A 26,869-nucleotide genomic window follows, 5' to 3' on the forward strand; every position below is an offset into this window, starting at 1 on the left:
CGCATCCGAGACGGCTCGTAGAGTGGATCCATGCCCCACATCGCCCCGCTGTACGACCGCGCCCCCGCCGCGCCGCCCGTGCCGTCGGGCCTGCCGCTGGTGATCGCCCTGACCGGCTTCACCGACGCCGGCGGGGCCGTGACCCGACTCGTCGAGTACTTCCGCGCCGACCTCGAGCCCAACCCGCTCTACGTCTTCGACAACGACATGCTGCTCGATTACCGTGCGCGGCGCCCCCTCATCACCTTCGTCGAGGACCACCTGACCGACTACCGCCCGTCGAAGCTCGAGTTGTCGCTGGCCCACGACTCGCTGGGGCACCCGTTCCTGCTGCTGGCCGGATACGAGCCCGACTTCCTCTGGGAGTCGTTCTCCGAGACGGTCCTCGAGCTCTCCGCCGGGCTGCAGGTCTCGTCGATCACCTGGGTGCACGCCATCCCCATGCCGGTTCCGCACACGCGCCCGATCGGCACGACGGTCAGCGGCACGCGCTCAGACCTGGCCGAGGCGCACTCGGTCTGGCGTCCGCACACCCAGGTTCCCTCGACCGTCGGTCACCTGCTCGAATTCCGCTTCGCCGAGGCCGGCGCCAAGGTCGCCGGCTTCGCCCTTCTGGTTCCGCACTATCTCGGTGACACCGAGTACCCCGCGGCAGCCCTCGCGGCCCTCGACAGCCTGACGGTCGCGACCGGGCTCGTCTTCTCGGGAGAGGTGCTGCGCGAAGAGAACCGCGAGTTCCTCGGCAAGGTCTCCGAACAGGTCGAGGGGAGCGACGAGCTCACCCGCATGCTCGAGAACCTCGAAGAGCGCTACGACGCCTACATGGCCGGATCGACGTCGGCCACGCCGATCATCCACACCGGCGATCTGCCGAGCGCCGACGAGTTGGCGGCCGAGCTCGAGAGATTCCTGGCCACCCGCCCCGGAGACGACGACCGCCGCGGTCGCCTGGGCTGACCCGCCGACGCCGTCGTCCAGGCGGCGCCGCACCCGCCCGGCCTGCGGTCGGGTTCCCCGACGGTCGACGCATCGCCGGACCGTACGCGCCGACGATTGGCCCCCCGGGGAATGATCGCCGCGTGCGTGGCGTTGTCTACGCATAGATCCCCGGCCCACGTCAAGTCCCGGGCGGGGGATGTGAGACAATGAAGAACCTGACCCGTTGTCAACCGGACCAGGAGCCCCCGCTCCTCGGTTCGGGACTTGACAAGGGTCTTACTAGTGTCCGAGAACGACCGGCGGCCGTGCAGCGTACGTTCCCGGTGAAAGGCGAAACGTGGCAGTCACGACGACCAAGACCCGCTCCAAGAGTGTGAAGGACGCCGAGCTCGCGAACTCCGAGGAGACCGTGACGGCGTCGACGACGACGACCGCGAAGAAGGCTCCCGCCAAGAAGGCCCCCGCCAAGGCCAAGGCGACGCCCGCGAAGGCCAAGACCAAGGCGAAGAAAGACGACGACCTCGAAGAAGACGAAGAGGTCGAAGACGAGGTCGATGTCGAGGTCGAGGTCGACGACAGCGACGACACCGACACCGACGCGGCCAAGACCGCGACGAAGAAGTCCGACGACGACACCGACGACGACGACGAGAGCCCGAAGGCTCCCGCCGAAGCGCTGCCGACCGGCGCCATCGTCATCTCGTCGAGCGACGAAGACGACGTCCCCGTCTACTCCGCGCAGATCACCGGCGCCACCGCCGACCCCGTCAAGGACTACCTGAAGCAGATCGGTAAAGTCCCACTGCTGAACGCGGCCGAAGAGGTCGAGCTCGCGATGCGCATCGAGGCGGGTCTCTTCGCCGAAGAGAAGCTGTCGAACATGTCGGCCGCCGAGAAGACCAACCAGGTCGGACTCGACCTGCAGTGGGTCGCTCGTGACGGTCAGCGCGCCAAGAGCCACCTGCTGGGCGCCAACCTGCGCCTGGTGGTGTCGCTCGCGAAGCGCTACACCGGTCGCGGCATGCAGTTCCTCGACCTCATCCAGGAGGGCAACCTGGGCCTGATCCGTGCGGTCGAGAAGTTCGACTACACCAAGGGCTTCAAGTTCTCGACCTACGCCACCTGGTGGATCCGTCAGGCCATCACGCGCGCCATGGCCGACCAGGCCCGCACCATCCGCATCCCGGTGCACATGGTCGAGGTCATCAACAAGCTCGCGCGTGTCCAGCGTCAGATGCTGCAGGACCTCGGTCGCGAACCCACGCCCGAAGAACTCAGCCGTGAGCTCGACATGACCCCCGAGAAGGTCATCGAGGTGCAGAAGTACGGCCGCGAGCCGATCTCGTTGCACACGCCCCTCGGTGAAGACGGCGACAGCGAGTTCGGTGACCTCATCGAGGACACCGAGGCCGTCGTCCCCGCCGACGCCGTGGGCTTCACGATGCTGCAGCGTCAGCTCGAGTCCCTCCTCGACTCGCTCAGCGAGCGTGAAGCGGGTGTCATCCGCATGCGCTTCGGCCTCGGCGACGGTCAGCCCAAGACGCTCGACCAGATCGGCGACACGTTCGGCGTCACGCGCGAGCGCATCCGCCAGATCGAGTCGAAGACGATGGCCAAGCTGCGTCACCCGAGCCGCTCGCAGTCGCTTCGGGACTACCTCGAATGAGCGGCGAGGCCAACGCCGGCAAGGCGCTCACCGTTACCGTCGAGGGCACCTCGTACGCCCGCATCCCGATCCGCACGCGGGTCGTCATGCCGGGAGACGACCTCGACGCTTTCGTCCTGGAGTACGCGAAGGATGCCGTGCAGCCGGGCGACCTGCTGTTCGTCACCGAGAAGATCGTCGCGATCACGCAGGGCCGGTCGTACAAGCTCGACACGATCACGCCGCGCAAGCTCGCGCTGTTCCTGTCGAAGTACGTCACCCGCACGCCCTACGGCATCGGTCTCGGCATGCCCGAGACCATGGAGATGGCGCTGCGCGAGTGCGGTACCCCGCGCATCCTGTTCGCCGCGGCCGTCTCGGCCGTGACCAAGGCGTTCGGCCGGAAGGGCGACTTCTACCGCATCGCCGGCGACAAGGCCCGCGCGATCGACGGCCCCACCAAGGGAACGATCCCGCCGTACAACCAGACCGTGGTGCTCGGTCCGGAGCGCCCGCGCGAGGTCGCCGCTCACCTGAAGTCGCTGCTCGGCGTCGACCTGCAGGTCGCCGTGGTCGACATCAACGACCTGGGGGGCAACATCCTCGGCTCGACGATGGACAAGGCCGGCGAGAAGCGTCTCGTCGCGATCCTCAAGGACAACCCGCTGGGCCAGGGACACGAGTCCACCCCGCTGGGCATCGTGCGCCACAGCTGACACCACCCGTCGAAAGCCCGCTCCGGTCTCGGAGCGGGCTTTTCGTCGTCCGTGCGGCACAACTCCTGCGTCACCGGCGCGCGATCAGAAACCGAAGGCCCGCCCCCTCACGGGAGCGGGCCTTCTCGACGTCCGGCGTCAGAAACCGATCGCGGCGCGGTAGCGCGGCTTGTGACCGGTGCGGATCCCGGTGACGCTCGGCTTGTTCTCGTACACGCCGGCACCCCAGTTACCCTCGACGAGCACGGGGCCGTCGGGACCGACGACGATGTCCCAGCCCACGTACTGCACCTGCGGCACGACACGTGCGACCTGGTCGACGAACGCCTTCACCTCGTCGATCATCGGCAGCTGGAAGTCGGCGATGCGGGCTCCCGAGTCGGGGTGCAGTTCGTGCACGTGCCCGTGCGAGTCGTAGCCGGCGCCGAGCGCGTGGCCGTTCTCATCCAGCATCGTGTAGAAGCCGCCGAAGGTCATCTGGTCGCTCACGGCTCCCCGGCCGAACTTCTGCGCCATCGCGAGGATGTGCGTGGTCGAGCCGTCGAAGAACGCCGTGACGCGCGTGGTGTTCACCGTGCCGGGGCAGACCGCGGCGAGATCGTCGTGCTGGCGGATGACCTCTTCGACGAGGATCTCCCCGCGCTCGAGCAGGCCCCGGTGGAAGGCACTCCAGTCCTCGACCTCGGCCGCGTGATAGCGGTGCACGCCGGTCCCGGCCTGGCCGACCGGCTCCTTGGTGACGATGGTGCCTAGACGCTCGGTGAACGACTTCAGGGCGTCGGCGTTGTCGGCATCCACGACCATCCATTCACGGCGCAGGAAATCGCTGAACCGACGGTCGAACTCGACCTTGTCCTGGAAGATCCCGCGGTAGTCGGGGTGGTCGTATTTCTGCGAGATCTGATTCGACACGGGGTGCGTCATGTACGTCTCGCGCTCGGCGGGCGTCAGGATCGCGAAGTCGTAATCGATGTAGTCCTGGAAGCCGACGTTCTTCACACCGGCCTGGAAGAGCATGTCGGCGACCACGAGCGGCAGCGACTTGCCGTGCTGCTCCGCGGCTTCTTTGGCACGCTCGACCACCGAGCCGACGTCGATGCGGCGGGCGCGTCCGGCAAGGTAGCGGAGGCGGGTGACGGGGGAGAAGCCCTGGGTAGGCATGCACGCTCCGGGATCGGGGGAGAAGGACCCCGTTAGTCTAGATGTGTGACCTCCACGCTCCCTGCCCGCACGCCCGCGGCCGGGGGAGTCGCGCCCGTGGCCCTCGTATCGGAGTCCGCTCTGCGCGCCAACGCGCCCCTCGCCCTCGCGGCCGGTGCGGCTTCCGGCGCCGACGACGTCTTCACGGCCGACGGCTGGGGGCACGGCGCGGCATGGGTGGCCTCCGTGCTGTCCGATCTCGACATGGATGCCGCCGCCCTCGACGCCGCAATCCTGTTCGGCCTACCCGGCTCGCACGCGCGCCCGGTGCTGTCGCTGCGCGGACGATCCCTCGGCTCCAAGCCCCTGTTGCGCGGGGAGGGCGTCTCGTACGGGTACACGCACCGCGCCCCCCACGACACGACCATCGCTCTGGTCACCGGCGGCTATGCCCAGGGCGTCGTGCGCTCGCTCGGCAACGCGGTGACCGTCGCCATCGACGGGCGCCGTCACCGCATCGTCGGCCGCGTGGCCATGGACGTCTGCGTCGTCGACGTCGAAGACGCCCCCGTCGCCCGGGGGGCCGAGGTGGTCTTCTTCGGCGACCCGGCCGACGGCCACCCGTCGCTCGAGGAGTGGACGGATGCCACCGGTCTCACCGCCGCGGAGATCGTTGCGATCGTCGGCGCCCGGGCAGACCGCAGGGTGGCCGCGTGAGTGCCGTCTACCGCGTCGACCTCGACGCCTTCGCCCGCAACCTGCGCCGCGTGCGCGAGGCCGTCGCCCCCGCCGTCCCCATGCTCGTCGTGAAGGACGATGCCTACGCCCACGGGCTCGAGCGGATCGTGCGGCGCGCGGGCGAGGAGGGCGTCCGCTGGTTCGGTGCGTTCGACGTCGTCACCGGCGCCGCGGTGCGCGCGATCGCCGGCCCGGACGCGCGCATCTTCGTCTGGCTCATCGGGGGAGCCGACGACCTGGCCGCGGGCATCGCGGCCGACCTCGACCTCGGCCTCGGCGACGAGGCCTTGCTCGACGACCTCGCGCGTCTTGCGGCGGACCGCCCGGCGCGTGTGCACCTCAAGATCGACACGGGACTGCATCGCAACGGCATCCGACCCGAGCGGTGGCAGGGAGCCCTCGCGCGCACCGCCGCGCTGGTCGATTCCGGACGCGCCGTGCTCGAGGGGATCTGGTCGCACATCTCCGAGGCCTCGGATACCGACGACGACGACGCCCGTGCCCTGTTCCTCGCCGCGCGCGATCAGGCGCGCTCCGCCGGCCTCGACCCGCGCTTCTCGCACCTCGCCGCCAGCGCGGCCGGATTCGCACGCGGGGAGTTCCGCGAAGACCTCGTGCGGGTAGGGGCGTTCTCGTACGGCATCCGTCCCGCCGGCGGCCCGAGCGAGACGGACCTCGGTATCGAGCCCATCGCCCGTCTCACGGCGACGGTGACGACCGTCGACACGGCGGGCGTCCACCTCGACGTCGGCAGCCTGCACGGCCTTCCCTGCACCCTGGCCGCCCGCTTCGACGTCGACACTCCCGGGGGCCCCCGCCGGGTCGAGGCGATCCGCGCGACCGAGACCGTCCTCGCGCCGTGGGATGACGCGGCGCCCGGCGACGAGATCGCGATCTTCGGTCGGGGAGCCCGCAGCAGCGCGACCGACCTCGCCGAGCTCATCGACACGATCGGCGAAGAGATCGCCCTCCGCGTCTCGCCGAGCCTTCCCCGGGTCTACGACGCCGACGGGCGCTGAACTCGCGACCGACGCCAGGGACCGCGAACGCGAAACGGGCCCCGTCCCACTCCCGGAGGAGTGGTGCGGGGCCCGTTTCGACGTACCGGCTCAGTCGGCGGCGGTGAGACGCGCGGTCTCGTCGTGCCACGAGGTGGCGATGCTGCGGAGCTTCTCTTCGTACTTGCGGCCGTGGTGCGCGCAGAACAGCAGCTCGCTGCCGTTCACCTCGGCGGCGATGTAGGCCTGCGCTCCGCACGAGTCGCAGCGATCAGCCGCCGTCAGGCGGTGGTCGAGGACGGCTGACGCTTCGGGTGCAGTCGTAGTGGTCATCTCGGGTGCCCTCCTCAGTGGTCGTTGGGCGAGTCCCCATATACAACCACGCGGATGTTTCCCCTATGCCGCGGCGTGATCACATTTCGCTGTGCGCGTACGACGACCCGACCTCGCTGTGTGTCTGCAAGCGATGTCGGCGGCCCCGATTACGCTGGGAGATCGTGACGTCCGAGTACTCCGCCCATCATCTGCAGGTCCTCGAGGGCCTCGAAGCCGTGCGCAAGCGCCCGGGTATGTACATCGGCTCGACCGACTCCCGGGGCCTCATGCACTGCCTGTGGGAGATCATCGACAACTCCGTCGACGAAGCCCTCGCCGGCCACGGCACGCGCATCGACATCGTGCTGCACGCCGACGGCAGCGTCGAGGTGCGCGACCGGGCCCGTGGCATCCCCGTCGACGTCGAACCGCGCACCGGTCTCACGGGCGTCGAGGTCGTCTTCACCAAACTGCACGCCGGAGGAAAGTTCGGCGGCGGCTCGTACGCGGCCTCGGGGGACTCCACGGCGTCGGCGCCTCGGTCGTGAACGCGCTGTCGGAACGACTCGACGTCGAGGTCGACCGCGCCGGCAAGACCTACGCGATGTCGTTCCACCGCGGCGAACCGGGCCGGTTCGCGGGCGACACTCCCGACTCGGCCTTCACTCCGTTCGAGCGCAGCAGCGAGCTGAGGGTCATCGGCAAAGCCCCGCGCGGGGTGACCGGAACCCGCATCCGGTACTGGGCGGATCGGCAGATCTTCACCAAAGACGCGGCCTTCGGCCTCGATGATCTCGTGCAGCGCGTGCGCCAGACGGCCTTCCTCGTGCCGGGCCTCGAGATCGTGGTGCTCGACGATCGTGCCGAAGAACGCGTCGAGACCAGTTACCGCTTCGACGGCGGCATCTCGGAGTTCGCCGAGTTCCTCGCCCCCGACGCCGCGGTCACCGACATCTGGCGGCTGACGGGGACCGGGTCGTTCACCGAGACCGTCCCCGTGCTGCAGCCCGGCGGCTCCATGGTGCCCACCGAGGTCGAGCGCGCGTGCGAGGTCGACATCGCCGTGCGCTGGGGCACCGGTTACGACACCACCAGCCGGTCCTTCGTGAACATCATCTCGACGCCCAAGGGCGGCACGCACCAGCAGGGCTTCGAGCAGGGCCTGATGAAGGTGCTGCGCGCACAGGTGGAACAGAATGCGCGCAAGCTCAAGGTGGGCAACGACAAGGTCGAGAAAGACGACCTGCTCGCCGGTCTCACGGCCGTGCTCACGGTGCGCCTGCCCGAGCCGCAGTTCGAGGGCCAGACCAAGGAGGTGCTCGGCACCCCCGCGGTGCGACAGATCGTGGCATCCGTCGTCACCCAGGAGCTCACGGCACTCTTCGCCTCGCCCAAGCGCGACGACAAGGCGCAGACGGCCCAGCTGCTCGAGAAGATCGTCTCCGAGATGAAGGCGCGCATCTCCGCGCGCACGCACAAAGAGACCCAGCGCCGCAAGAACGCCCTCGAATCGTCGTCGCTGCCCGCGAAACTCGTCGACTGCCGGTCGAACGACGTCAACGATTCCGAGCTGTTCATCGTCGAGGGCGACTCGGCCCTGGGAACGGCAAAGCTCGCCCGCAACAGCGAATACCAGGCGCTGCTGCCGATCCGCGGCAAGATCCTGAACACGCAGAAGGCATCGATCAGCGACATGCTGTCGAATGCCGAGTGCGCCTCGATCATCCAGGTGATCGGCGCGGGCTCCGGGCGATCGTTCGACCTGAGCGCCGCGCGCTACGGCAAGATCATCCTCATGAGCGACGCCGACGTCGACGGGGCGCACATCCGCACCCTGCTGCTGACGCTCTTCTTCCGGTACATGCGACCGCTCGTCGAAGAGGGCCGCGTCTACGCCGCGGTGCCGCCCCTGCACCGCGTCGTCGTCATGAATCCGGGTACCAAGCCCAACGAGACGATCTACACCTACAGCGAGCAGGAGCTCCACGCCCTGCTGACGAAGCTCAAGCGCAGCAACAAGCGCTGGCAGGAGCCCGTGCAGCGGTACAAGGGCCTCGGCGAGATGGATGCCGACCAGCTCGCGACCACGACCATGGACCGGGCGGGCCGCATGCTGCGCCGTGTTCACGCCGAGCACATCGAGCAGGCAGCCGAGGTCTTCGACCTGCTCATGGGCAGCGACGTCGCTCCGCGCCGGGAGTTCATCATCGAGTCGAGCGACCGCCTGGCACGGGAGCGCATCGACGTCTGAGTGTCGGACGACGCCTCGTCGGCCCGTCGTGGACCAGACGGCGCGCGCCGTGCGGCGCGGCGCCGTCGGCGCGCGTCAGCGGATGGCGGTGCCGATCGCACCGATGACGGCGTCGAGCGGCTGACCCGACGCGTCGCGCTTCGCGCCCGCCTCGGGCAGAGCCCGCACGGCACCATCGGCGCCGACGGCGCGGGGATCGGTACCGACCCAGGCCAGAACGAGGGCGTCTTCGCCGCGCAGCAGGCGCTGCGCGCGCACGCCACCGGTGGCACGGCCCTTCGCCGGATACTCGGTGAACGCCGAGACCTTCGCGCTGCCCGCATCGGTGCCGGGAAGGGCGGCCGAAGAACCCGCGACGGTGACCACGACCGCGTCGAACGCCGACGCCCCCACGACCGCGAAGGCGATGACGTGGGCGCCGTCCGCGAGCCGGATGCCGGCCATGCCCCCGCGGAACGGCCCTGGGGGCGCACCGACGAGGCTTCGAAACGCAGCAACTGCGCGTCGCTCGCGACGAAGACGAGCTCGGCGTTGTCTCCCGCGGGTGCGGCGCCGACGACGCGGTCGCCGTCGCGCAGCGAGATGATCTCGATGTCGGGCTTGGTGCCCAGCTCGCTCGCGGCGACGCGCTTGACCACGCCCTGCGCGGTGCCCAGTGCGATCATGGGGCCCCCGACGAGGGGGACGAGTGCGACCACCGTCTCGCCCTTGGCGAGGGTGAGGTACTGCTCCACCTTCGTGCCGGCGGCCACCTGCACGGCGTTGGCCGGGACCGAGGGAAGGTCGACGGGAGAGAAACGCACCAGGCGCCCCGCCGAGGTCACGGCACCGATGTCGCCACGCGTGGTCGTGTCGACCGACGAGCGGATCGCGTCGTGCTTGGACCGACGAGCCGGGGGCACCACCCCGCCGGCGGGCGCGTCGGCGATGAGCTCGGCGCGCACCATGCGACCGGTCGACGAGAGGTAGACGCGGCACGGGGCGTCGGCGATCTGCAGGTCGGCGGCGGCGGCGGCAGCAGCACGGGCCGACCGGGGTTGCACCGGCCCGCCGTTGAGCAGCATCGTGCGCCGGGGCGTGCCGTACGCCTCGGCGGCGGCATCGAGTTCGGTCGCGACCAACTGTCGCAGGAGCGTCTCGCTGCCGAGCAGTTCGACCAGCGCGGCGATCTCGGCGTGCAACTGATCGCGCTCGGCCTCGAGCTCGATGCGCGAGAACTTCGTCAGGCGCCGCAGGCGCAGCTCGAGGATGTACTCGGCCTGCAGATGTGAGAGGTCGAAGACCTCCCGCAGCTTGGTTCGAGCCTGGTCGCCGTCGTCCGAGGAGCGGATGACCTGGATGACCTCGTCGATGTCGAGGATCGCGATCAGCAGGCCCTCGACCAGGTGCAGGCGTTCGCGCTTGCGCGCCAGGCGGTACTCGCTGCGGCGCGTGACCACCCGGATGCGGTGCTCGATGTACACGCGCAGCATGTCGCGCAGCCCGAGCGTCTGCGGCTGACCGTCGACGAGGGCGACGTTGTTGATGCCGAACGAGTCCTCGAGGGGGGTCAACCGGTAGAGCTGCTCGAGCACGGCCTTCGGGTCGAAACCGGTCTTGATGCCCACCACCAGGCGCAGACCGTGGTTGCGGTCGGTGAGGTCGGTCACATCGGCGATGCCGGTGAGCTTCTTCGCCTGCACGGCGTCTTTGATCTTCTCGATGACCCGCTCGGGTCCGACCAGGTAGGGCAGCTCGGTGAAGACGATGCCCGTACGCCGGGGGCCGAGCGACTCGATCGACGCCTTCGCCCGGGTGCGGAAGCTGCCGCGGCCGTTCGTGTAGGCGTCCTTGATGCCGTCCAAGCCCACGATGATCCCCCCGAGGGGAGATCGGGGCCCGGGACGAACTCCATGAGCTCCTCGACCGTGGCATCCGGATTCTGCAGCAGGTGCGTGGCCGCCCCCACGACCTCGATGAGGTTGTGGGGCGCCATGTTGGTCGCCATGCCGACCGCGATGCCGGTCGCGCCGTTCACGAGCAGGTTCGGGAAGGCGGCGGGCAGCACCTCGGGCTGCTGGAACTGGCCGTCGTAGTTGGGGATGAAATCGACGACGTCCTCGTCGAGGTTCTCGGTCAGCGCCAGGGCGGCCGCGGCCAGACGGGCCTCGGTGTAACGGGGAGCTGCGGGGCCGTCGTCGAGCGAACCGAAATTGCCGTGACCGTCGACCAGCGGCACGCGCAGCGAGAACGCCTGCGCAAGGCGCACGAGCGCGTCGTAGATCGGGGCGTCGCCGTGGGGGTGCAGCTTTCCCATCACCTCGCCCACGACACGGGCGCTCTTCACGTGCCCGCGGTCGGGCCGGAGCCCCATCTCGGCCATCTGGTACAGGATGCGCCGCTGCACGGGCTTCAACCCGTCACGCGCGTCGGGAAGGGCACGCGAGTAGATGACCGAGTAGGCGTACTCGAGGAAGGACCCCTGCATCTCGGTGGAGACATCGACGTCTTCGATGCGCTCGGTCACGGGGGCGGAGGAACGGGAATCGGGCATAGAGGAGGCCTCGGGTCGGGCGGGCGTCCGGATCGGACGGGGATCGGAGCCGTGTGGAAGACTTGCTCCGATGTCACTCAGCCTACCGGCGGACCCGCCGCGCTCCCGGAGCCTCACCGGTGTGGTGACGCAGACCATCGCCGCGTTGTCGGGGGAGTCCGACTGGCTCGCCCCCGCGCGCAGCGCGATCGTGTTCGTCGTCGACGGCCTGGGCAGCCACAACCTCGCCGCGCGTCGCGGACACGCGCGCTTCCTGTCGTCGGCGGGCGGGCGTCGCGACGTCGCGCGCACGGTGTTCCCCTCGACCACCGCCGCCGCCCTGACGAGTCTGCTGACCGGCACCGACCCCGGTGTGCACGGCATCGTGGGCTACCGCGCCCGCGTCCCGGGCACACGCACCGCCCCCAACCAGTTGCACGGCTGGGAGACCGACGGCCTCGATCCGCACACGTGGCAGCGCAGCCGGCCCCTGCTCGAGCAGCGCGTCGACGCGGGGCACCCGTGCTTCGTCGTTTCGCGCCCGGCCTACGCCGGAACCGGCTTCACCGAAGCGACGCTCCGTGGCGCCGAGCTCGTCTCGTCGAACGACATCGACGAACGCGTGCGCCTCGCGGCCGACCTGGCGGCCCGGCATGCCGGAGCCCTGGTGTACCTCTACGCCCCGGAACTCGACACGGCGGGCCACCGCGACGGCTGGGAGTCGGATCGCTGGACCGACGCGCTCGAGACGGTGGATGCCGCCGCCCGCCGCCTCGGCGAGTCGATCGACGCGGGCACCGGCGTGCTCGTGACCGCCGACCACGGCATGGTGGACGTCCCTGCGCACAAGCACGTGCTGCTGCGCGACGGCGACGAGCTGCTCGACGGCGTCGACCTGCTCGGGGGTGAACCCCGCATGCTGCACCTCTACGCCGACGAGGGGCGAGCGGATGCCGTGGCTGCGGCCTGGAAGGCCCGCGAGGCGTCGCGCGCCTGGGTGCTGACCCGCGACGAGGCGATCGCGGCGGGCCTGTTCGGTCGGGTCGACGACGAGGTACGGGAGCGGATCGGCGACGTCGTCGTCGCGGCGCGCGGGCGCTTCGCCTACTACGACGACCGCGAGGCCGACAAGCGACCCCAGCGCATGATCGGCCAGCACGGCTCGCTGACCGAAGAGGAACGCACGGTGCCGCTGCTGCGCCTCGGCGCCTTCGCCTGAGCCGTCTCGCGCGGGCGGGGTCCCGGCATCCGCCCGCGCACCATCCGCGTGCGGGACCGGGGAGAGAGCGTCAGCTCTCGTCGGTGCGCGCCCCGAACACGATCTCGTCCCACGACGGCATCGACGGGCGCCCCTTGGTGCGCCGCGCGGAATCCGCCGACGACGAAGACGAACGATCCGGGTCGGCGGGGGAGTCCGCGTCAGTGGACGGCGTCGGCTCGACCGCGTCGAACAGCGACACCGGGGGGCCCGACGGACGCCGCTCGGGAGACGGCTCGCTCTCGGTCATGCCGGGGAGCGGTTCCCGCTGCCCACGACGACGGCGCAGGGCCTCGAGCAGGTCGGCCGTCTCCGACGAGGCGACCGGGGCGTCGGGAGCGCGATTGATGGCCGCGGCCTGCACGGCGGGGGCGATGGGGCCGGTGCCTTCGACTCCCGGCTCGTCCTCGATGTCGAGGCGACGGGGACCGAACGACCCGCTGTCGAAACGCGAGTCGTCCTTCGAGACGGTGTCGAGGGCGCGGAGGCGCGGGATGAGCCCCTCGGGGAGCGACCCCTGCCGTGAGAGCTGGATGGCGTCGGCGTTCTGCGGCGACAGGCTGCTGCGGCGCGGGTCGAAGCCCCACCGCGCGTCGTGGTCGATGCCGTTGGCCGTGAATTCGAGCTTCACCAGCCAGCTCGAACCCTCTTTCCAGCTGGTCCAGCGCTCGGCTGAGGCACCGGCCTCACCGAGCTTGGCGCGCACGGCCGCACCGAAAGTGATGGGGGCGTCGTGCTCGAGGGCACCGCCGAGCAGCACCGGGACGGCCAGGGCCTGACCGACGACGTGCTCGCGCTCGGCGAGGACCGGGCGCTCGAAACGCTCGACGTCTTCGACGCGGGCGTTCAGCAGGGTCGCCACCTCGCGGGCCGACATCCCGGCGCGGATGTGCGCCTGGATCTCGCGGGGGCTGGGGCGCGGGGCACGGTCGTCGTCGCTGCGATCACGACGGGCGCGGCGCGCCTCGGCGCGCAGCACGTCGTCGAGCGGCAGCGCGAAGCGCTCGCCCGCCTGAGTCGCGACGACGAGGACGTCGTCCTCGGTGCCGATGACTTTGAGCTGTTCCATGCGAAACACCCCTCCGATCTGCGGTCGAGGCCCATGCTGACACGCTCGCCGCGTGGTTCCGGGAATATCGCGGGCGCGCCGCGAGTTTCACGCCTCGCCCAATACGCAACCCGTCCCCCGAGCATTTGCTTATCGAGGTCGGGTCATGCAAACTATGGCCGCCCGATCGGGCACCCGATGGGGCACAGCACCACAAAACACTGGAAGTAGAGACCTGCACGCATGGCAACGGATTACGACGCACCGCGCAAGACCGAGGACGACAGCGAGTCGATCGAGGCCCTCAAGGAGCGCGTGCCCGACAAGGCGTCGGGGTCGATCGACAACGAGGACGCCGACAACCCTTCGGGCTTCGAACTGCCCGGCGCCGACCTCTCCGACATCGAGCTCGATGTCGTCGTTCTCCCCGCTCAGGAAGACGAGTTCACCTGCATGAACTGCTTCCTCGTGAAGCACCGCTCCCAGATCGCAGAAGAGAGCGGCCCCGGCTTCATCTGCCTGGAGTGCGCAGCCTGACCTGAGCACGCTGGATCGCCGCCACCAGGCGATCCGGCGTGCGGGTGGACACCACCCACGACGGGGTCGGATCGTCGGGGTCGGTCACGGGAATCGTGACGACACCGTCGACACCACCCCGGATGACGTGCCAGGCCCGGTGGTCGAGACCACTCCCGCGGGCCGTGCGCGCCTCTTCGGCGGCCACGCCGACGGGGGTCCCCAAGAACTCCACCGGGATGTGGCCGCGACCTGCGCGCAACTCGCCGTCGCGGATCTCGACGACGGGGGAGATGGCGACGAGACCCACCACGATCGCCACCGACACCAGGAGCCCGATGAACAGGGCCAGCGTGGTGTCGAGCGGCGAGAACACCAGGGCGGCCATGGGGCCGCACACGGCGGCGGCGACGAGCGCCCAGAGCGACGGGCTCAGACGCTCTCGATAGTCGGCTGCGGTGCGGATGCCGCACCCCCTCTTCTGCATTACCCTCGTGGGGTGACCGAAACGGTGGACGTCCCAATTGTCGCATCCGAGCCCCCGGTCTTCGCCCACCCCGGCGACGCCGGTGCCGACCTGATCGCCGCCGAGGCCGTGCGCCTGCAACCCGGGCGCCGTGCGCTGGTGTCCACCGGCGTGCGCATCGCCCTCCCCGAGGGCCACGCGGCCTTCGTGGTGCCCCGCAGCGGGCTCGCTGCGAAGCACGGCATCACCGTCCTCAACTCCCCGGGCACGATCGACGCCGGGTACCGCGGCGAGATCAAGGTGGCCCTGCTGAACACCGACCTCGACGAGGCCTATGACATCGCGGTCGGAGACCGCATCGCCCAGCTCATCGTGATGCCCGTCCCGCCCGTGCGCTTCGTCCCCGTCGACGAACTTCCCGACAGCGTGCGCGGCGACGGCGGTTTCGGATCGAGCGGATACCAGAGCCTTCAAGGGAGCACACGATGACCGACAACGACCAGCCCGGCACAGACCAGCCCGGAACCGAGGTCGTCACGGCGGCCAAGAGCGCCCCGGCCGATCGCGACAGCGCCGGCCCCTTCGACGAATCCGAAGCGAACCCGGTACGCCCCTACATCGACCTGGGCGGCATCAAGATCCTCCCGCGCGAAGGACTCAACCTGCGCCTCGAGGTCGAGGAGCAGACCAAGCGCATCGTGGCCGTGGGTCTCGACTACTCCGAGTCCACCCTGCAGGTGCAGCCCTTCGCGGCCCCGCGCACCAGCGGCCTGTGGGAAGAGACGCGCGAGCAGATCCGACAGCAGGTCAAGCAGCAGGGCGGCCGCGTCGAGGAGCGCGAGGGCCCGCTGGGTCCCGAGCTGCTCGCCGAGGTGCCGGTCATGGCCGGCGCCGACGGCTCGGCCAAGCGTCTGGCCCGCTTCGTGGGCGTCGACGGCCCGCGCTGGTTCCTGCGCGGGGTGATCGGGGGAGCCGCGACCTCCGACGTCGCGGCCGCCGCCGCCGTCGAAGACCTCTTCCGCTCGATCGTCGTGGTGCGGGGCACCTCGCCCATGCCGCCGCGCGATCTGATCCCCCTCCGGATGCCGGCGACCCCCGGCACCGCATGAGCGACGACTCGCCGCGCCCGGCGCACGACGACGCCCGCGTCCCCCTCGAGCCGCCTTCGGCCGCAGACAGCGTCGGAGCCGCGCTGGGGAACGCCGCGCGTCGCGCGGGCCTCGACCCCGCGAAGCACAGCTCCACCGGCGCTGCCGTGTGGTCGGCGATGGGCGGGTGGCGCGGCATCCTGGAATCGGTGCTGCCGTCGCTGGCGTTCGTCGTGCTGTTCACGGTCACGATCGATCCCGAGACGCGCCAGGGCAACCTCTGGGTGAGCCTCGGGGTGTCGGTGGGTCTCGCCGTGGTCTTCACGCTGGCGCGCCTCATCGCGAAGTCTCCGCCCAGCGCCGCCATCGGGGGTCTGCTCGCCACCGCGGGCGCCGCGATCCTGGCCCTGGTGACGGGCCGCGGTCAGGACAATTTCGTGCTCGGGTTCTTCACGAACGGCGCGTACGGCACGGCCTTCCTGGTCTCGGCCCTCATCGGCTGGCCGCTCATCGGCCTCGCGGCGGGCTACCTGCTGGGCGAGGGCACGGCCTGGCGGGCGGACCGCCGCAAGCGTCGGGCCTACACCTGGCTCTCGATCGCCTGGGCGGCGCTGTTCGCGGCGCGCCTGATCGTGCAGCTTCCGCTGTACTCCGCGGGCGATGTGACCGCGCTCGGCACGCTGAAGATCGTCATGGGCCTGCCGCTGTTCGCCCCGATGCTCGCCGTGACGTGGCTCGTGGTGCGCGCTCTCACTCCTCGCCGAGAGTCCTGATAATATCTTGACATCAAGATAAATCCGTCGCCCCAGACGGTTAGGTCGACCTTCCTGGCATCGACGTCTCCGCGCGGGGAAGATGGGAAACTGCGGGTCTACACCTGCGCATTCGCCGACGAAGGAGACGATCGTGTCCACGGTTGACAGCTTCGGTGCCAAGAGCACCCTGACGGTCGGCAGCACCGACTACGAGATCTTCCGCATCGACACGGTCGCCGGTTACGAGAAGCTCCCGTTCAGCCTCAAAGTGCTGCTCGAGAACCTGCTCCGCACCGAGGATGGCGCGAACGTCACCAAGGAGCAGATCCAGGCGCTCGGTTCGTGGGTCCCCACGGCCGACCCCGACACCGAGATCCAGTTCACGCCGGCACGCGTGGTCATGCAGGACTTCACCGGTGTGCCCTGCATCGTCGACCTCGCCACCATGCGCGAGGCCGTCACCGCCCTGGGCGGCGACCCCAACAAGATCAACCCGCTCTCGCCCGCCGAGATGGTCATCGACCACTCGGTCATCGCCGACCTGTTCGGCAGCGAGAACGCCCTCGAGCGCAACGTCGAGATCGAGTACGAGCGCAACGGCGAGCGGTACCAGTTCCTCCGCTGGGGCCAGACGGCCTTCGACGACTTCAAGGTCGTCCCCCCGGGAACCGGCATCGTGCACCAGGTCAACATCGAGCACCTGGCCAAGGTCGTCTACGACCGCACCGTCGACGGCGTGCTGCGCGCGTACCCCGACACCTGCGTCGGCACCGACTCGCACACCACGATGGTCAACGGCCTGGGCGTGCTCGGCTGGGGCGTCGGCGGCATCGAGGCCGAGGCGGCCATGCTCGGCCAGCCCGTGTCGATGCTCATCCCGCGCGTCGTCGGCTTCAAGCTCACCGGTGAGATCCCCGCCGGGGTCACCGCGACCGACGTCGTGCTCACCATCACCGACATGCTGCGCAAGCACGGCGTCGTCGGCAAGTTCGTCGAGTTCTACGGCGAGGGCGTCGCCTCGGTGCCGCTGGCCAACCGCGCCACCATCGGCAACATGAGCCCCGAGTTCGGCTCGACGGCCGCCATGTTCCCCATCGACGACGTCACCCTCGAGTACCTGCGCCTCACCGGCCGCGACGAGCAGACCGTCGACCTGGTCGAGGCGTACGCCAAAGAGCAGAAGCTGTGGCACGACCCGTCGCGCGAACTGTCGTTCAGCGAGTTCATCGAGCTCGACCTCTCGACCGTCGTCCCCTCGATCGCGGGCCCGAAGCGCCCGCAGGACCGCATCCTGCTGTCCGAGGCGAAGTCGCAGTTCGAGAAGGACATCCTGAACTACGCCGACGCGTCGGTCTCGGACTCGATCGTCGACCTCGAGGTCGACGGCACCTTCCCCGCCTCCGACCCCGGTTCGGTCCCCGGCGAAGAAGAGGAAGACGTCACCGACAGCGAGGTGCTCATCTCGTCGGGGCACCCCGTCAACGCCTCGAACCCGGTGCGCGTGACGACGCCCGACGGGCAGTCGTACCTGCTCGACAACGGCGCCGTCACCCTGGCCGCCATCACGTCGTGCACCAACACCTCGAACCCCTCGGTCATGATCGCGGCGGGCCTGCTCGCCAAGAACGCCGTCGACAAGGGCCTGAAGCGCAAGCCGTGGGTCAAGACGACGCTCGGACCGGGCTCGAAGGTCGTCACCGACTACTACGAGAAGTCGGGCCTCGACAAGTCGCTCGAGGGCCTCGGCTTCTACACCGTCGGCTACGGCTGCACGATCTGCATCGGCAACTCGGGTCCGCTCATCGAAGAGGTCTCCACGGCCGTCAACGAGCACGACCTGGCGGTCACCGCGGTGCTCTCGGGCAACCGCAACTTCGAGGGTCGCATCAGCCCCGACGTGAAGATGAACTACCTGGCCTCGCCGCCGCTGGTGGTCGCCTACGCGCTGGCCGGCTCGATGAACTTCGACTTCGAGACCGACGCGCTCGGCACCGACCAGAACGGCGAAGACGTCTTCCTGAAGGACATCTGGCCGGCCCCCGACCAGGTGCAGTCGATCATCGACGCGTCGATCTCGCGTGAGCAGTTCATCACCCAGTACGCCACCGTCTTCGAGGGTGACGAGCGCTGGAAGAACCTGCCCACCCCGACCGGCCCGACCTTCGAGTGGGACGCCGACTCGACCTACGTGCGCAAGGCTCCGTATTTCGAGGGCATGACCATGGAGCCCGACGCCGTGCGCGACATCAGTGGCGCGCGCGTCATGGCGACGCTCGGCGACTCGGTCACCACCGACCACATCAGCCCGGCCGGCAACATCAAGGCGGGCACGCCCGCCGCGCAGTATCTGATGGACCACGGTGTCGCGCAGAAGGACTTCAACTCCTACGGCTCGCGCCGCGGCAACCACGAGATCATGATCCGTGGCACGTTCGCGAACATCCGCCTGAAGAACGAACTGGTCGCCGCCGTCAACGACGGTCAGATCATCGAGGGCAGCTACACGCGCGACTTCACCCAGGCCGGTGGCCCGCAGACGTTCATCTACGACGCCTGCATGAACTACCAGGAGCAGGGCACCCCGCTCGTCATCTTCGGTGGCAAGGAGTACGGCTCCGGCTCGTCGCGTGACTGGGCGGCCAAGGGCACGAACCTCCTCGGCGTGAAGGCCGTCATCACCGAGAGCTTCGAGCGCATCCACCGCTCGAACCTCATCGGCATGGGCGTCGTCCCGCTGCAGTTCCCCGCCGGCGAGAGCTGGAAGACCCTGGGTCTCGACGGCACCGAGATCGTCTCGATCGAGGGCCTCGAGCAGCTCAACGAGGGCGTCACGCCCAAGACGGTCAAGGTCATCGCGACCCCGAGCGAGTTCTCTCCCGAGGGCAAGCAGCCGATCGAGTTCGACGCGGTCGTGCGCATCGACACCCCCGGTGAGGCCGACTACTACCGCAACGGCGGCATCCTGCAGTACGTGCTGCGTTCGCTGGTCTGACACACCCGCACCGTCGTGCCCCGGGAGCCTCGCTCCCGGGGCACGCGGCGTTTGCGGAGACCACGAAACGACCGTGATCGCAAGGCGTTGCCGGGCCCGACCGGCCCCCCGAGACTAGAATCGACAGGTATTCGCACCACTGCGTCTACCGCACGAGAGGAGTCGCATGGCTCTCCTACCCGGCATTCACGGTCCCCGTGACCTCGACGACCTGGGCCCCGCGCAGCTGCGTCAGCTGGCCGCTGAGGTCCGGTCGTTCCTCGTCGAGAACGTCTCGCGCACCGGCGGCCACCTCGGTCCGAACCTGGGCGTCGTCGAACTGACGATCGCCCTGCACAAGGTGTTCGACTCGCCCGCCGATCCCATCATCTTCGACACCGGTCATCAGTCGTACGTCCACAAGATGCTCACCGGGCGTCAGGACTTCGCCAACCTCCGCTCGCGCGGGGGATTGGCAGGGTATCCGCAGCGCTCCGAGAGCGAGCACGACGTCGTCGAGTCCTCGCACGCGTCGAGCTCGCTGAGCTGGGCAGACGGGGTCTCGCGCGCGTTCTCGCGCACCGGACGCACCGATCGTCACGTGGTCGCCGTCGTCGGAGACGGCGCGCTCACGGGCGGCATGACGTGGGAGGCGCTGAACAACATCAGCGACGACAACGACCGCAACCTCGTCATCGTCGTCAACGACAACGGGCGCTCGTACGCCCCGACCATCGGCGGCATGGCGCGCTACCTCAACCGTGTCCGTACGAACGACGCCTACCGCACACTGCACCGCGGCTCCGACACGCTGTTCCGGCGCTTAGGCCCCGCGGCTCGCGCCGTGTACCGCGGCGTCCGCGGCGGCACGCACGGGTTCCTCTCGCGCTTCACGAACAACGAGGCGCTGTACAGCAACCTCGACATCAAGTACCTGGGCCCGGTCGACGGGCACGACTTCGACGTGCTGATCGAGACGCTCGAGCTGGCCAAGTCGTACGGCGCTCCCGTCATCGTCCACGCGATCACCGACAAGGGCAGCGGATACGCCCCGGCACTCAGCGACACCGCCGACCAGTTCCACGCGGTGGGCAAGATCGACCCGATCACCGGCGAGGCCGTCGGCTCGGGCGGCGGCCCGCAGTGGACCGACGTCTTCGCCGAGGAACTCGTGGCCGTCGGTGCCGAGCGCGACGACGTCATCGCCATGACGGCCGCGATGCTGCGGCCGACCGGGCTGCAGCAGTTCGCCGAGCGGTTCCCCGAGCGCGTCTACGACGTCGGCATCGCCGAACAGCACGCCGTCGCCTCGGCCGCCGGCCTCGCCTTCGGCGGCCTGCACCCCGTCGTGGCGATCTACGCCACCTTCATGAACCGTGCGTTCGACCAGGTCATGATGGACGTCGCCCTGCACAAGGCGGGGGTGACGTTCGTTCTCGACCGTGCCGGCGTGACGGGTCCCGACGGCCCCAGCCACCACGGCATCTGGGATCTCGCGATGCTGCAGCTCGTCCCGGGCATCCGCATCGCCGCGCCGCGCGACGCGAGCCGTCTGCGCGAGGAGTTCCGCGAGGCGACCGCCGTCGAAGACGCCCCCACCGTCGTGCGGTACCCGAAGGGCAAGATCCCCGACGACCTCGATGCGATCGAGCGTCTTTCCGACGGCGTCGACGTGCTCGCGCGCGGCTCGTCAGAAGATGTGCTGCTCGTCGGCATCGGCCCGATGGTGCACTTGGCGATGGAGGTCGCCGAGCGGCTTCGCGCGCAGGGCATCGGCGCGACGGTGATCGATCCCCGCTGGGCCATCCCGGTGCAGCCCTCGATCGTCGAACTCGCCCGTACGCACCGTCTGGTGATCACGATCGAGGACGGCATCCGTGTCGGCGGAGTCGGCACCCGTGTGCGTCAGGTGCTCCGCGAGGCCGGCGTCGACACGGCGGTCGACGAACTCGGCATCCCCGACGCCTTCATCGACCACGCGACGCGCGAGCAGATCCTCGAGGATGCCGGGCTCACGGCGTCGAAGATCGCCCACGACGTGGTGGCCCAGGTGCTCGGCACCCGCATCCCCATGGCCCGGCAGACGCCCACCGGGTCGATCCCCACGTTCGACTGGGAGAAGTCGCGCCCGTGACGTCCGCGCCCTGACGCGCGAAGATCAGGCCGGACCGCACGGGTTCCGGCCTGATCTCGTTGTGCGGGTCGTTCCGACGACGCTGCACGCCCCGACACAGCGCCCCGCTCCGCGGGTACGACAGCGGCGCCGCCCCCTCGGGGACGGCGCCGCTGTGGTGCGTCAGGCTCCGATGCCGCGAATGGGCGGGTGGTGGAACGTGTCGCCGAAGGCGCGATCCGACGCTCCCTCGCGATCGAGGTACGGCGAGGCGCCGCCGTCGATGAAGGGCCATCCGGCGCCGAGGATGAGGCACAGGTCGATGTCTTCGACCTCGGGCACCACGCCCTCGTCGAGCATGATCTTGATCTCCTGTGCGAGGCCGTCCTGCACGCGGGCGAGGATCGTCTCGGGCGCGACCGGCGTCTTCCCGGTGACGAGCACCTTCTGCGCGGCCTTCGTCCAGCCGGTCACCCGACCGCCCTTGTCCTTCTCGACGACCTCGGGGAGCGCGGCGAGCTCGTGGAAGTTCTCCGACGAGAAGAAGCGGTCGGGGAATGCGTGCGCCATCGTGTCCTGCACGTGGGCGGCGACCTTCCATCCCACGAGGTCGATGAGCTGGAACGGCCCCATCGGCAGGCCGAGAGGTGCGAACGCCTTCTCGACCGTCGTGATCGGGGTGCCCTCGTAGACCGCGCGTGCGGCCTCGCCCATGACCTTCGCCAGCAGACGGTTCACGACGAAGCCGGGCGCATCGGCGGTGAGCACCGCGTTCTTGCCCAGGCCCTTCGCGACGACGAACGCCGTCGACAGGGCGGCGTCGCTCGTGGCATCCGTCTTCACAACCTCGATGAGCGGCATCACCGCGACGGGGTTGAAGAAGTGGAAACCGACGAGACGCTCGGGGTTCTGCAGCACCGAACCGATCTCGGCCACCGAGAGCGACGAGGTGTTCGTGGCGAGGATCGCGTCGTCGGCGACGATCTTCTCGATCGCGGAGAAAACCTCCTGCTTGACCCCGACCTCTTCGAACACCGCCTCGATGACGAAGTCGCAGTCGGCGAACTCCGAGCGGTCGGTCGTGCCGTGCACGAGGGCGCGCAGCTGGTTGGCGGTGTCGCCGTCGAGGCGGCCCTTGGCTTCGAGCTTGCCGATCTCTTCGCGGATGGATGCCACGCCCTTGTCGACGCGCCCCTGGTCGAGGTCGGTGATGATCACGGGAACCCGGAGCTTGCGCACGAACAGCAGCGCGAACTGCGACGCCATGAGACCGGCGCCGATGACGCCGACCTGGGTGACCTTCTTCGCGAGCGCCTTGTCGGGGGCCCCGACCGGACGCTTCGCGCGCTTCTGCACGAGGTCGAAGGCGTACATGGATGCCGCGAACTGGTCGCCCGTGATGAGGTCGGCGAGAGCTTCGTCTTCGCGGGCGAAGCCCTCGGCCCTCGTGCCGCTCTTGGCCTTGTCGAGCAAGTCGAGCGCGACGTAGGGGGAGCGGGGCACGGTGCCGATCTTGGACTCGAGCATGCCGCGGGCCATCTTGATCGCGATGGGCCACTTGGTCAGGCGCTCGAGCTTGCCCGGCTCGTTCTTGCGCTCGACCTTCACCCGGCCCGTGAGCACGCCGTCGGCCCACCGCAGCGAGTCCTCGAGGTACGAGGCCGCCGGGAAGATGGCATCCATGATCCCGAGGTCGAAAGCCTGCTGCGGCTTGAGCATGCGGTTCTGCTTGAGCGGGTTCGAGATGACGACCTCGAGCGCGTTCTCGATGCCGATCAGGTTCGGCAGCAGGTAGGCGCCGCCCCAGCCGGGGATGATGCCGAGGAACACCTCGGGAAGGGCCACCGCCGCGGCCGAGGCGTCGACCGTGCGATACGTCGAGTTCAGCGCGATCTCGAGACCGCCGCCCAGAGCGAGGCCGTTCACGAAGGCGAACGAGGGCACGCCCAGCTCGGAGAGCGAGCCGATCACCTGATGTCCGCGCTGGGCGATCAGGCGGGCGACGTCTTTCGAGGGCAGCTTCGCCACGTCGGACAGGTCGGCGCCGGCCGCGAGGATGTACTGCTTGCCCGTGATGGCGACGGCGTGGATCTCGCCGGCCGCGGCCCGGCTCTTCAGAGTCTCGAGCGTGCGCCCGAGCTCGGCGAGCGTCGCCGGCCCCAGGGTGTTGGGGCGGGTGTGGTCGCGACCGTTGTCGAGCGTGACCAGGGCGAGCACGTTACCCGAGGGCAGGCGCACGTCACGGACGGGGGAGTGGGTCACGACCTCGTCGCCGGTGAGGGCGTCGAGCGGCGAGAAGTCGATGGCGGCGTAGTCGGTCACTTGCGCTTCTTCTTTCCGTCGAAGAACGGGTTCTCCCAGATGACCGAGCCACCCTGACCGAGTCCCACGCACATGGCGGTGAGGCCGTAGCGCACGTCCGGACGCTCGGCGAACTGAGCGGCCAGCTGGATCATGAGACGGACTCCGGATGCCGCGAGCGGGTGGCCCAGGGCGATGGCGCCGCCCCACGGGTTCACGCGTGGGTCGTCGTCGGCGATGCCGAAGTGATCGAGCAGCGAGATCACCTGGATGGCGAAGGCTTCGTTGAGCTCGAACAGACCGATGTCGTCGATCATGAGTCCGGCCTTCTTCAGTGCCTTCTCGGTCGAGGGGATGGGTCCGATGCCCATGATCTCGGGCTCGACGCCGGCGAAGGCGAACGAGACCATGCGCATCTTCGGAGCGAGGCCGAGTTCTTTCACGGCACCGGAACCGGCGAGCAGGCTGATGGTCGCGCCATCGGTCAGCGGCGACGACGTGGCCGCGGTGACCCGTCCGTGCGGGCGGAACGGTGTCTTGAGCGTCGCGAGTCCCTCGAGGGTCGTCTCGGGTCGGCGCCCCTCGTCTTCGGTCGCGAGTCCCCACGCGCCCTCGGCGTTCTTCACCGCGACAGAGACGAGGTCGGGCTGGATCTTGCCGGCCTCGTAGGCGGCCTGCACCTTGTGCTGGCTGGCGACGCCGAAGCGGTCGGCGCGGTCCTTGGTCAGGTGGGGGAAGCGGTCGTGGATGCGCTCGGCCGTCACGCCCATGTTGAGCGCGCCCGGGTCGACGAGCTTCTCGGCGACGAAGCGGGGGTTGGGGTCGACGTTGCCGCCGATGGGGTGGCGGCCCATGTGCTCGACGCCGCCCGCGAGGGCGAGGTCGTACATGCCGACGCCGATCGAGGCACCCATGGTGGTGACGCTCGTCATGGCCCCCGCACACATGCGCTCGACCGCGAAGCCGGGCACCGTCATCGGCAGACCCGCGAGGATCGCCGCCGTGCGTCCCAGGGTCAGCCCCTGGTCACCGGTCTGCGAGGTGGCGGCGATGGCCACGTCGTCGATCCGGTCCTTCGGCACGTCGCCGTTGCGCTCCATCAACCCGATGATGGCCTTGACCACCAGATCGTCGGCACGCGTGTTCCAGTACATGCCTTTTTCGCCGGCGCGCCCGAAGGGGGTACGCATTCCGTCGACGAAGAAGACGTCCGTCATCTCGGCCACTCTGCCTCCATTGTTTGGGATGACCCCCAGCCTAGGAAGGCGGTTCGGCGCCCGAGAATCGGTTGTCCGAACCTACGAATCCGCGACGGGGACGTCGTCTTCCGTGTTGAGGGAAGCTACAAAGCTATCGGCGATCACCTGTGCGGTCTGATCAATCTGCCAGGGTCGAGCACCCCACTCCGCCAGCGCCGCGCCGACGGCGTCGGCCGTGAGCTCGGCGGGGGGAGTCCACGCCACGCGGCGCAACGTCTCGGGGGTGAGCAGGTTCTCGGTCGGCATGTGCAGCGCTTCGGCGCGCTCCTCGACGGCGGGACGCGCCGCCTTCAGACGGCGGTCGGCATCGGGGTTGCGATCGACCCACGCGCGGGGAGGGGGAAGCGTATCGCTCGGCACCCGGTCGGCGGGCAGCTCGGTCGCCTCACGCCCGGCGACGATGGCGTTCCACCACCGGTCGAGCTGCGTCCGGCTCGCTCGGCCGTTGAACTCCTTGATGCCCGCGAGGGCCTGCTTGGTCGCCGGGTCGGCCATCACGGCGGCGACCAGAGCGCGATCGGGTACGAGTCGCCCGGGGGCGATGTCCTGCTCCCGCGCGAAGTCTTCGCGCGCCTGCCAGAGCGAGCGGGCGATGGCGAGCGATCGTCGACCGCGCACCGAGTGCAGGCCGCTGAGGCGGCGCCACGGGTCTTCACGCGCGGGCTTGGGCAGACGCTCGAGCACCGCCTGGAACTCCTGGCGGGCGAACTCGGTCTTCTGCTGCTCCTCGAGCTCGGCGACCAGCACGTCGCGCACGTCGATCAGGTGCTCGACGTCGAGAGCGGCGTACTCGAGCCAGGATGCCGGAAGCGGACGCGTCGACCAGTCGGCGGCCGAGTGCGCCTTGGCCAGCGTGATGCCGAGCGTGTGCTCCACCACGGCCCCGAGGCCGACGCGCTCGTGACCCAACAGGCGCGAGCCCAACTCGGTGTCGAAGATGTGCGGGGGCTCGAGACCCCGTTCCCGCAGCGACGGGAGATCCTGGCTCGCCGCGTGGAACACCCACTCCGCATCGCCGATCGCCGCTTGCAGGGGCGCGAAGTCGTCGATGGTGGACGGGTCGAAGAGGAACACTCCGGCGCCGCGGCGGAACACCTGGATCAGGTAGGCCCGCTGCGAGTAGCGGAAACCCGACGCCCGTTCGACGTCGACGGCCACGGGACCCGTGCCCGCCGCCAGACTCTCGCACGCGGAGCTCAGCCCCGCGGCATCCTCGATGACGATGTACTCAACCACGCGTGGGCCTCCGGGCTCCGAACACGGCAACACCCTCCGACCCCGGGGGGAGGCCGGCGAGCATGCACACAAGCTCCGCCCACGCCTCGAGGTGCGGGCGGAAGGGACCGCGCGGCGTCCATGACGCGCGAAGTTCGATCTGCGACCCCTCGCCCTGCGCGGCGAGGGCGCCGAAGCCGGTCGAGAGGGTCTTGGTAGCGGTGCCCGACTCCGAGTGGCGCTCCGCGCCGCGCGAGTCGAGGGCGTCGATGAGCCACGACCACGCGACGTCGGCGAGCAGCGGGTCGATGCCGATCTCGGGCTCGAGCGGTGCCTGCGCGAAGCAGACGATGCGCCACGCCCCACCCCACGGCTCGGGCTCCTCGGGGTCGTGCAACAGGATGAAACGCCCGGTGCCGAAGGGCGAATCCGTCGCGTGCTCCTCGGGCCGCACATCGCCGGCCAGCGCGAGTGAGAAGGGCGCCAGTCCCGCGGGGGAGGCGATCTCGCGCACGACCAGATCGTCGCGGAACATCGTCGCGCGCACCTCGTCGCCCGCGCGCACGAAGGGGCTGGCGGCGTCCCCGGGGCGCTGGTCAGTCACGGCCACAGACTAGAGTGAGGC

General features: G+C 69.5%; 20 protein-coding genes and 2 pseudogenes. 13 read left to right on the forward strand and 9 right to left on the reverse strand.

Features of this window, described 5'->3' with window-relative positions:
* The first annotated feature begins 30 nt into the window (after positions 1-30).
* The 3 genes from BJP65_RS01140 (at position 31) to BJP65_RS01150 (ending at position 3,300) form a co-directional block, all read left to right on the forward strand.
* On the forward strand, positions 31-957 hold the full coding sequence (locus BJP65_RS01140) for a PAC2 family protein (RefSeq protein WP_070407973.1): 927 nt from the start codon (positions 31-33) through the stop codon (positions 955-957).
* Positions 958-1,276: 319 nt separating this feature from the next.
* The gene (locus tag BJP65_RS01145) at positions 1,277-2,605 is read left to right on the forward strand and encodes an RNA polymerase sigma factor (RefSeq protein ID WP_070407974.1); all 1,329 of its coding nucleotides are present in this window, start codon (positions 1,277-1,279) and stop codon (positions 2,603-2,605) included.
* Positions 2,602-3,300 carry a coenzyme F420-0:L-glutamate ligase gene (locus BJP65_RS01150; protein ID WP_070407975.1) on the forward strand — a complete coding sequence of 233 codons (699 nt, stop codon included), beginning with the start codon at positions 2,602-2,604 and terminating at the stop codon, positions 3,298-3,300. The genes BJP65_RS01145 and BJP65_RS01150 overlap by 4 nt, the downstream gene beginning before the upstream one ends.
* Before the next feature lie 138 nt (positions 3,301-3,438).
* On the opposite strand, the gene BJP65_RS01155 is transcribed toward BJP65_RS01150, so the two are convergent.
* A complete protein-coding gene (locus BJP65_RS01155) occupies positions 3,439-4,461 on the reverse strand; it encodes a sugar-transfer associated ATP-grasp domain-containing protein (RefSeq protein ID WP_055940292.1) in 1,023 nt (340 codons plus the stop codon).
* A 45-nt stretch (positions 4,462-4,506) separates the two neighbouring features.
* Between BJP65_RS01155 and BJP65_RS01160 the strand changes: the two genes are divergently transcribed.
* Positions 4,507-5,157, forward strand: coding sequence for an alanine racemase C-terminal domain-containing protein (locus BJP65_RS01160; RefSeq protein ID WP_070407976.1), 651 nt, complete (start codon positions 4,507-4,509; stop codon positions 5,155-5,157).
* Entirely contained in the window at positions 5,154-6,197 is a 1,044-nt protein-coding gene (locus BJP65_RS01165; RefSeq protein ID WP_070407977.1) for an alanine racemase, read from the forward strand. Before BJP65_RS01160 ends, BJP65_RS01165 begins: the two co-directional genes overlap by 4 nt.
* A gap of 90 nt (positions 6,198-6,287) precedes the next feature.
* On the opposite strand, the gene BJP65_RS01170 is transcribed toward BJP65_RS01165, so the two are convergent.
* Complete coding sequence (locus tag BJP65_RS01170) at positions 6,288-6,509, reverse strand: hypothetical protein (protein ID WP_055837203.1); 222 nt, start codon at positions 6,507-6,509, stop codon at positions 6,288-6,290.
* A 161-nt stretch (positions 6,510-6,670) separates the two neighbouring features.
* Here BJP65_RS01170 and BJP65_RS01175 point away from each other — a divergent pair.
* Positions 6,671-8,742 (forward strand): annotated as a pseudogene (locus BJP65_RS01175) (type IIA DNA topoisomerase subunit B).
* A 75-nt stretch (positions 8,743-8,817) separates the two neighbouring features.
* Here the strand turns inward: BJP65_RS01175 and BJP65_RS01180 are convergent.
* A pseudogene (locus BJP65_RS01180) lies at positions 8,818-11,275 on the reverse strand (DNA topoisomerase (ATP-hydrolyzing) subunit A).
* 70 nt (positions 11,276-11,345) lie between these two features.
* On the opposite strand from BJP65_RS01180, the gene BJP65_RS01185 reads away from it, so the two are divergent.
* Positions 11,346-12,473, forward strand: coding sequence for an alkaline phosphatase family protein (locus BJP65_RS01185; RefSeq protein ID WP_070407978.1), 1,128 nt, complete (start codon positions 11,346-11,348; stop codon positions 12,471-12,473).
* A 70-nt stretch (positions 12,474-12,543) separates the two neighbouring features.
* On the opposite strand, the gene sepH is transcribed toward BJP65_RS01185, so the two are convergent.
* Positions 12,544-13,581: a septation protein SepH gene (gene sepH / locus BJP65_RS01190; protein WP_055837214.1), complete on the reverse strand. Its 1,038-nt coding sequence runs from the start codon at positions 13,579-13,581 to the stop codon at positions 12,544-12,546.
* A gap of 222 nt (positions 13,582-13,803) precedes the next feature.
* Between sepH and BJP65_RS01195 the strand changes: the two genes are divergently transcribed.
* Positions 13,804-14,097 carry a DUF4193 domain-containing protein gene (locus BJP65_RS01195; RefSeq protein ID WP_055837222.1) on the forward strand — a complete coding sequence of 98 codons (294 nt, stop codon included), beginning with the start codon at positions 13,804-13,806 and terminating at the stop codon, positions 14,095-14,097.
* Here BJP65_RS01195 and BJP65_RS01200 read toward each other — a convergent pair.
* A complete protein-coding gene (locus tag BJP65_RS01200; protein WP_055837225.1) occupies positions 14,072-14,563 on the reverse strand; it encodes a DUF3093 domain-containing protein in 492 nt (163 codons plus the stop codon). The two genes, BJP65_RS01195 and BJP65_RS01200, sit on opposite strands and share 26 nt — an antisense overlap.
* Positions 14,564-14,575: 12 nt before the next feature.
* On the opposite strand from BJP65_RS01200, the gene dut reads away from it, so the two are divergent.
* The 5 genes from dut to dxs all read left to right on the forward strand — a co-directional run bounded on the left by dut (position 14,576) and on the right by dxs (position 21,490).
* On the forward strand, positions 14,576-15,031 hold the full coding sequence (dut, locus tag BJP65_RS01205; RefSeq protein ID WP_055837227.1) for a dUTP diphosphatase: 456 nt from the start codon (positions 14,576-14,578) through the stop codon (positions 15,029-15,031).
* Positions 15,028-15,651 carry a DUF3710 domain-containing protein gene (locus BJP65_RS01210; protein ID WP_055940281.1) on the forward strand — a complete coding sequence of 208 codons (624 nt, stop codon included), beginning with the start codon at positions 15,028-15,030 and terminating at the stop codon, positions 15,649-15,651. The genes dut and BJP65_RS01210 overlap by 4 nt, the downstream gene beginning before the upstream one ends.
* Positions 15,648-16,403: a DUF3159 domain-containing protein gene (locus tag BJP65_RS01215; RefSeq protein ID WP_070407979.1), complete on the forward strand. Its 756-nt coding sequence runs from the start codon at positions 15,648-15,650 to the stop codon at positions 16,401-16,403. The genes BJP65_RS01210 and BJP65_RS01215 overlap by 4 nt, the downstream gene beginning before the upstream one ends.
* Before the next feature lie 133 nt (positions 16,404-16,536).
* Complete coding sequence (locus BJP65_RS01220) at positions 16,537-19,377, forward strand: aconitate hydratase (protein ID WP_055837237.1); 2,841 nt, start codon at positions 16,537-16,539, stop codon at positions 19,375-19,377.
* A 166-nt stretch (positions 19,378-19,543) separates the two neighbouring features.
* Entirely contained in the window at positions 19,544-21,490 is a 1,947-nt protein-coding gene (gene dxs, locus BJP65_RS01225) for a 1-deoxy-D-xylulose-5-phosphate synthase (RefSeq protein ID WP_070407980.1), read from the forward strand.
* Between the two features lie 162 nt (positions 21,491-21,652).
* On the opposite strand, the gene BJP65_RS01230 is transcribed toward dxs, so the two are convergent.
* The 4 genes from BJP65_RS01230 to BJP65_RS01245 form a co-directional block, all read right to left on the reverse strand.
* Complete coding sequence (locus BJP65_RS01230) at positions 21,653-23,791, reverse strand: 3-hydroxyacyl-CoA dehydrogenase NAD-binding domain-containing protein (protein ID WP_070407981.1); 2,139 nt, start codon at positions 23,789-23,791, stop codon at positions 21,653-21,655.
* The gene (locus BJP65_RS01235) at positions 23,788-24,996 is read right to left on the reverse strand and encodes a thiolase family protein (RefSeq protein ID WP_070407982.1); all 1,209 of its coding nucleotides are present in this window, start codon (positions 24,994-24,996) and stop codon (positions 23,788-23,790) included. The genes BJP65_RS01230 and BJP65_RS01235 overlap by 4 nt, the downstream gene beginning before the upstream one ends.
* A 72-nt stretch (positions 24,997-25,068) precedes the next feature.
* Entirely contained in the window at positions 25,069-26,265 is a 1,197-nt protein-coding gene (locus tag BJP65_RS01240; protein ID WP_070407983.1) for an HRDC domain-containing protein, read from the reverse strand.
* Positions 26,258-26,848: a DUF3000 domain-containing protein gene (locus BJP65_RS01245; protein ID WP_055837908.1), complete on the reverse strand. Its 591-nt coding sequence runs from the start codon at positions 26,846-26,848 to the stop codon at positions 26,258-26,260. Before BJP65_RS01245 ends, BJP65_RS01240 begins: the two co-directional genes overlap by 8 nt.
* Between the last annotated feature and the right edge of the window lie 21 nt (positions 26,849-26,869).

The organism is Microbacterium sp. BH-3-3-3, assembly GCF_001792815.1.
Classification (GTDB): domain Bacteria; phylum Actinomycetota; class Actinomycetes; order Actinomycetales; family Microbacteriaceae; genus Microbacterium.

Excerpts from the sequence above, each read along its gene's own strand:
- BJP65_RS01140 (WP_070407973.1), top strand. The coding sequence starts at position 31 with ATGCCCCACATCGCCCCGCTGTACGACCGCGCCCCCGCCGCGCCGCCC.
- BJP65_RS01185 (WP_070407978.1), top strand. The coding sequence starts at position 11,346 with ATGTCACTCAGCCTACCGGCGGACCCGCCGCGCTCCCGGAGCCTCACC.
- BJP65_RS01195 (WP_055837222.1), top strand. The coding sequence starts at position 13,804 with ATGGCAACGGATTACGACGCACCGCGCAAGACCGAGGACGACAGCGAG.
- BJP65_RS01200 (WP_055837225.1), bottom strand. The coding sequence starts at position 14,563 with ATGCAGAAGAGGGGGTGCGGCATCCGCACCGCAGCCGACTATCGAGAG.
- BJP65_RS01215 (WP_070407979.1), top strand. The coding sequence starts at position 15,648 with ATGAGCGACGACTCGCCGCGCCCGGCGCACGACGACGCCCGCGTCCCC.
- BJP65_RS01155 (WP_055940292.1), bottom strand. The coding sequence starts at position 4,461 with ATGCCTACCCAGGGCTTCTCCCCCGTCACCCGCCTCCGCTACCTTGCC.
- dxs (WP_070407980.1), top strand. The coding sequence starts at position 19,544 with ATGGCTCTCCTACCCGGCATTCACGGTCCCCGTGACCTCGACGACCTG.
- sepH (WP_055837214.1), bottom strand. The coding sequence starts at position 13,581 with ATGGAACAGCTCAAAGTCATCGGCACCGAGGACGACGTCCTCGTCGTC.
- BJP65_RS01210 (WP_055940281.1), top strand. The coding sequence starts at position 15,028 with ATGACCGACAACGACCAGCCCGGCACAGACCAGCCCGGAACCGAGGTC.
- BJP65_RS01150 (WP_070407975.1), top strand. The coding sequence starts at position 2,602 with ATGAGCGGCGAGGCCAACGCCGGCAAGGCGCTCACCGTTACCGTCGAG.
- BJP65_RS01170 (WP_055837203.1), bottom strand. The coding sequence starts at position 6,509 with ATGACCACTACGACTGCACCCGAAGCGTCAGCCGTCCTCGACCACCGC.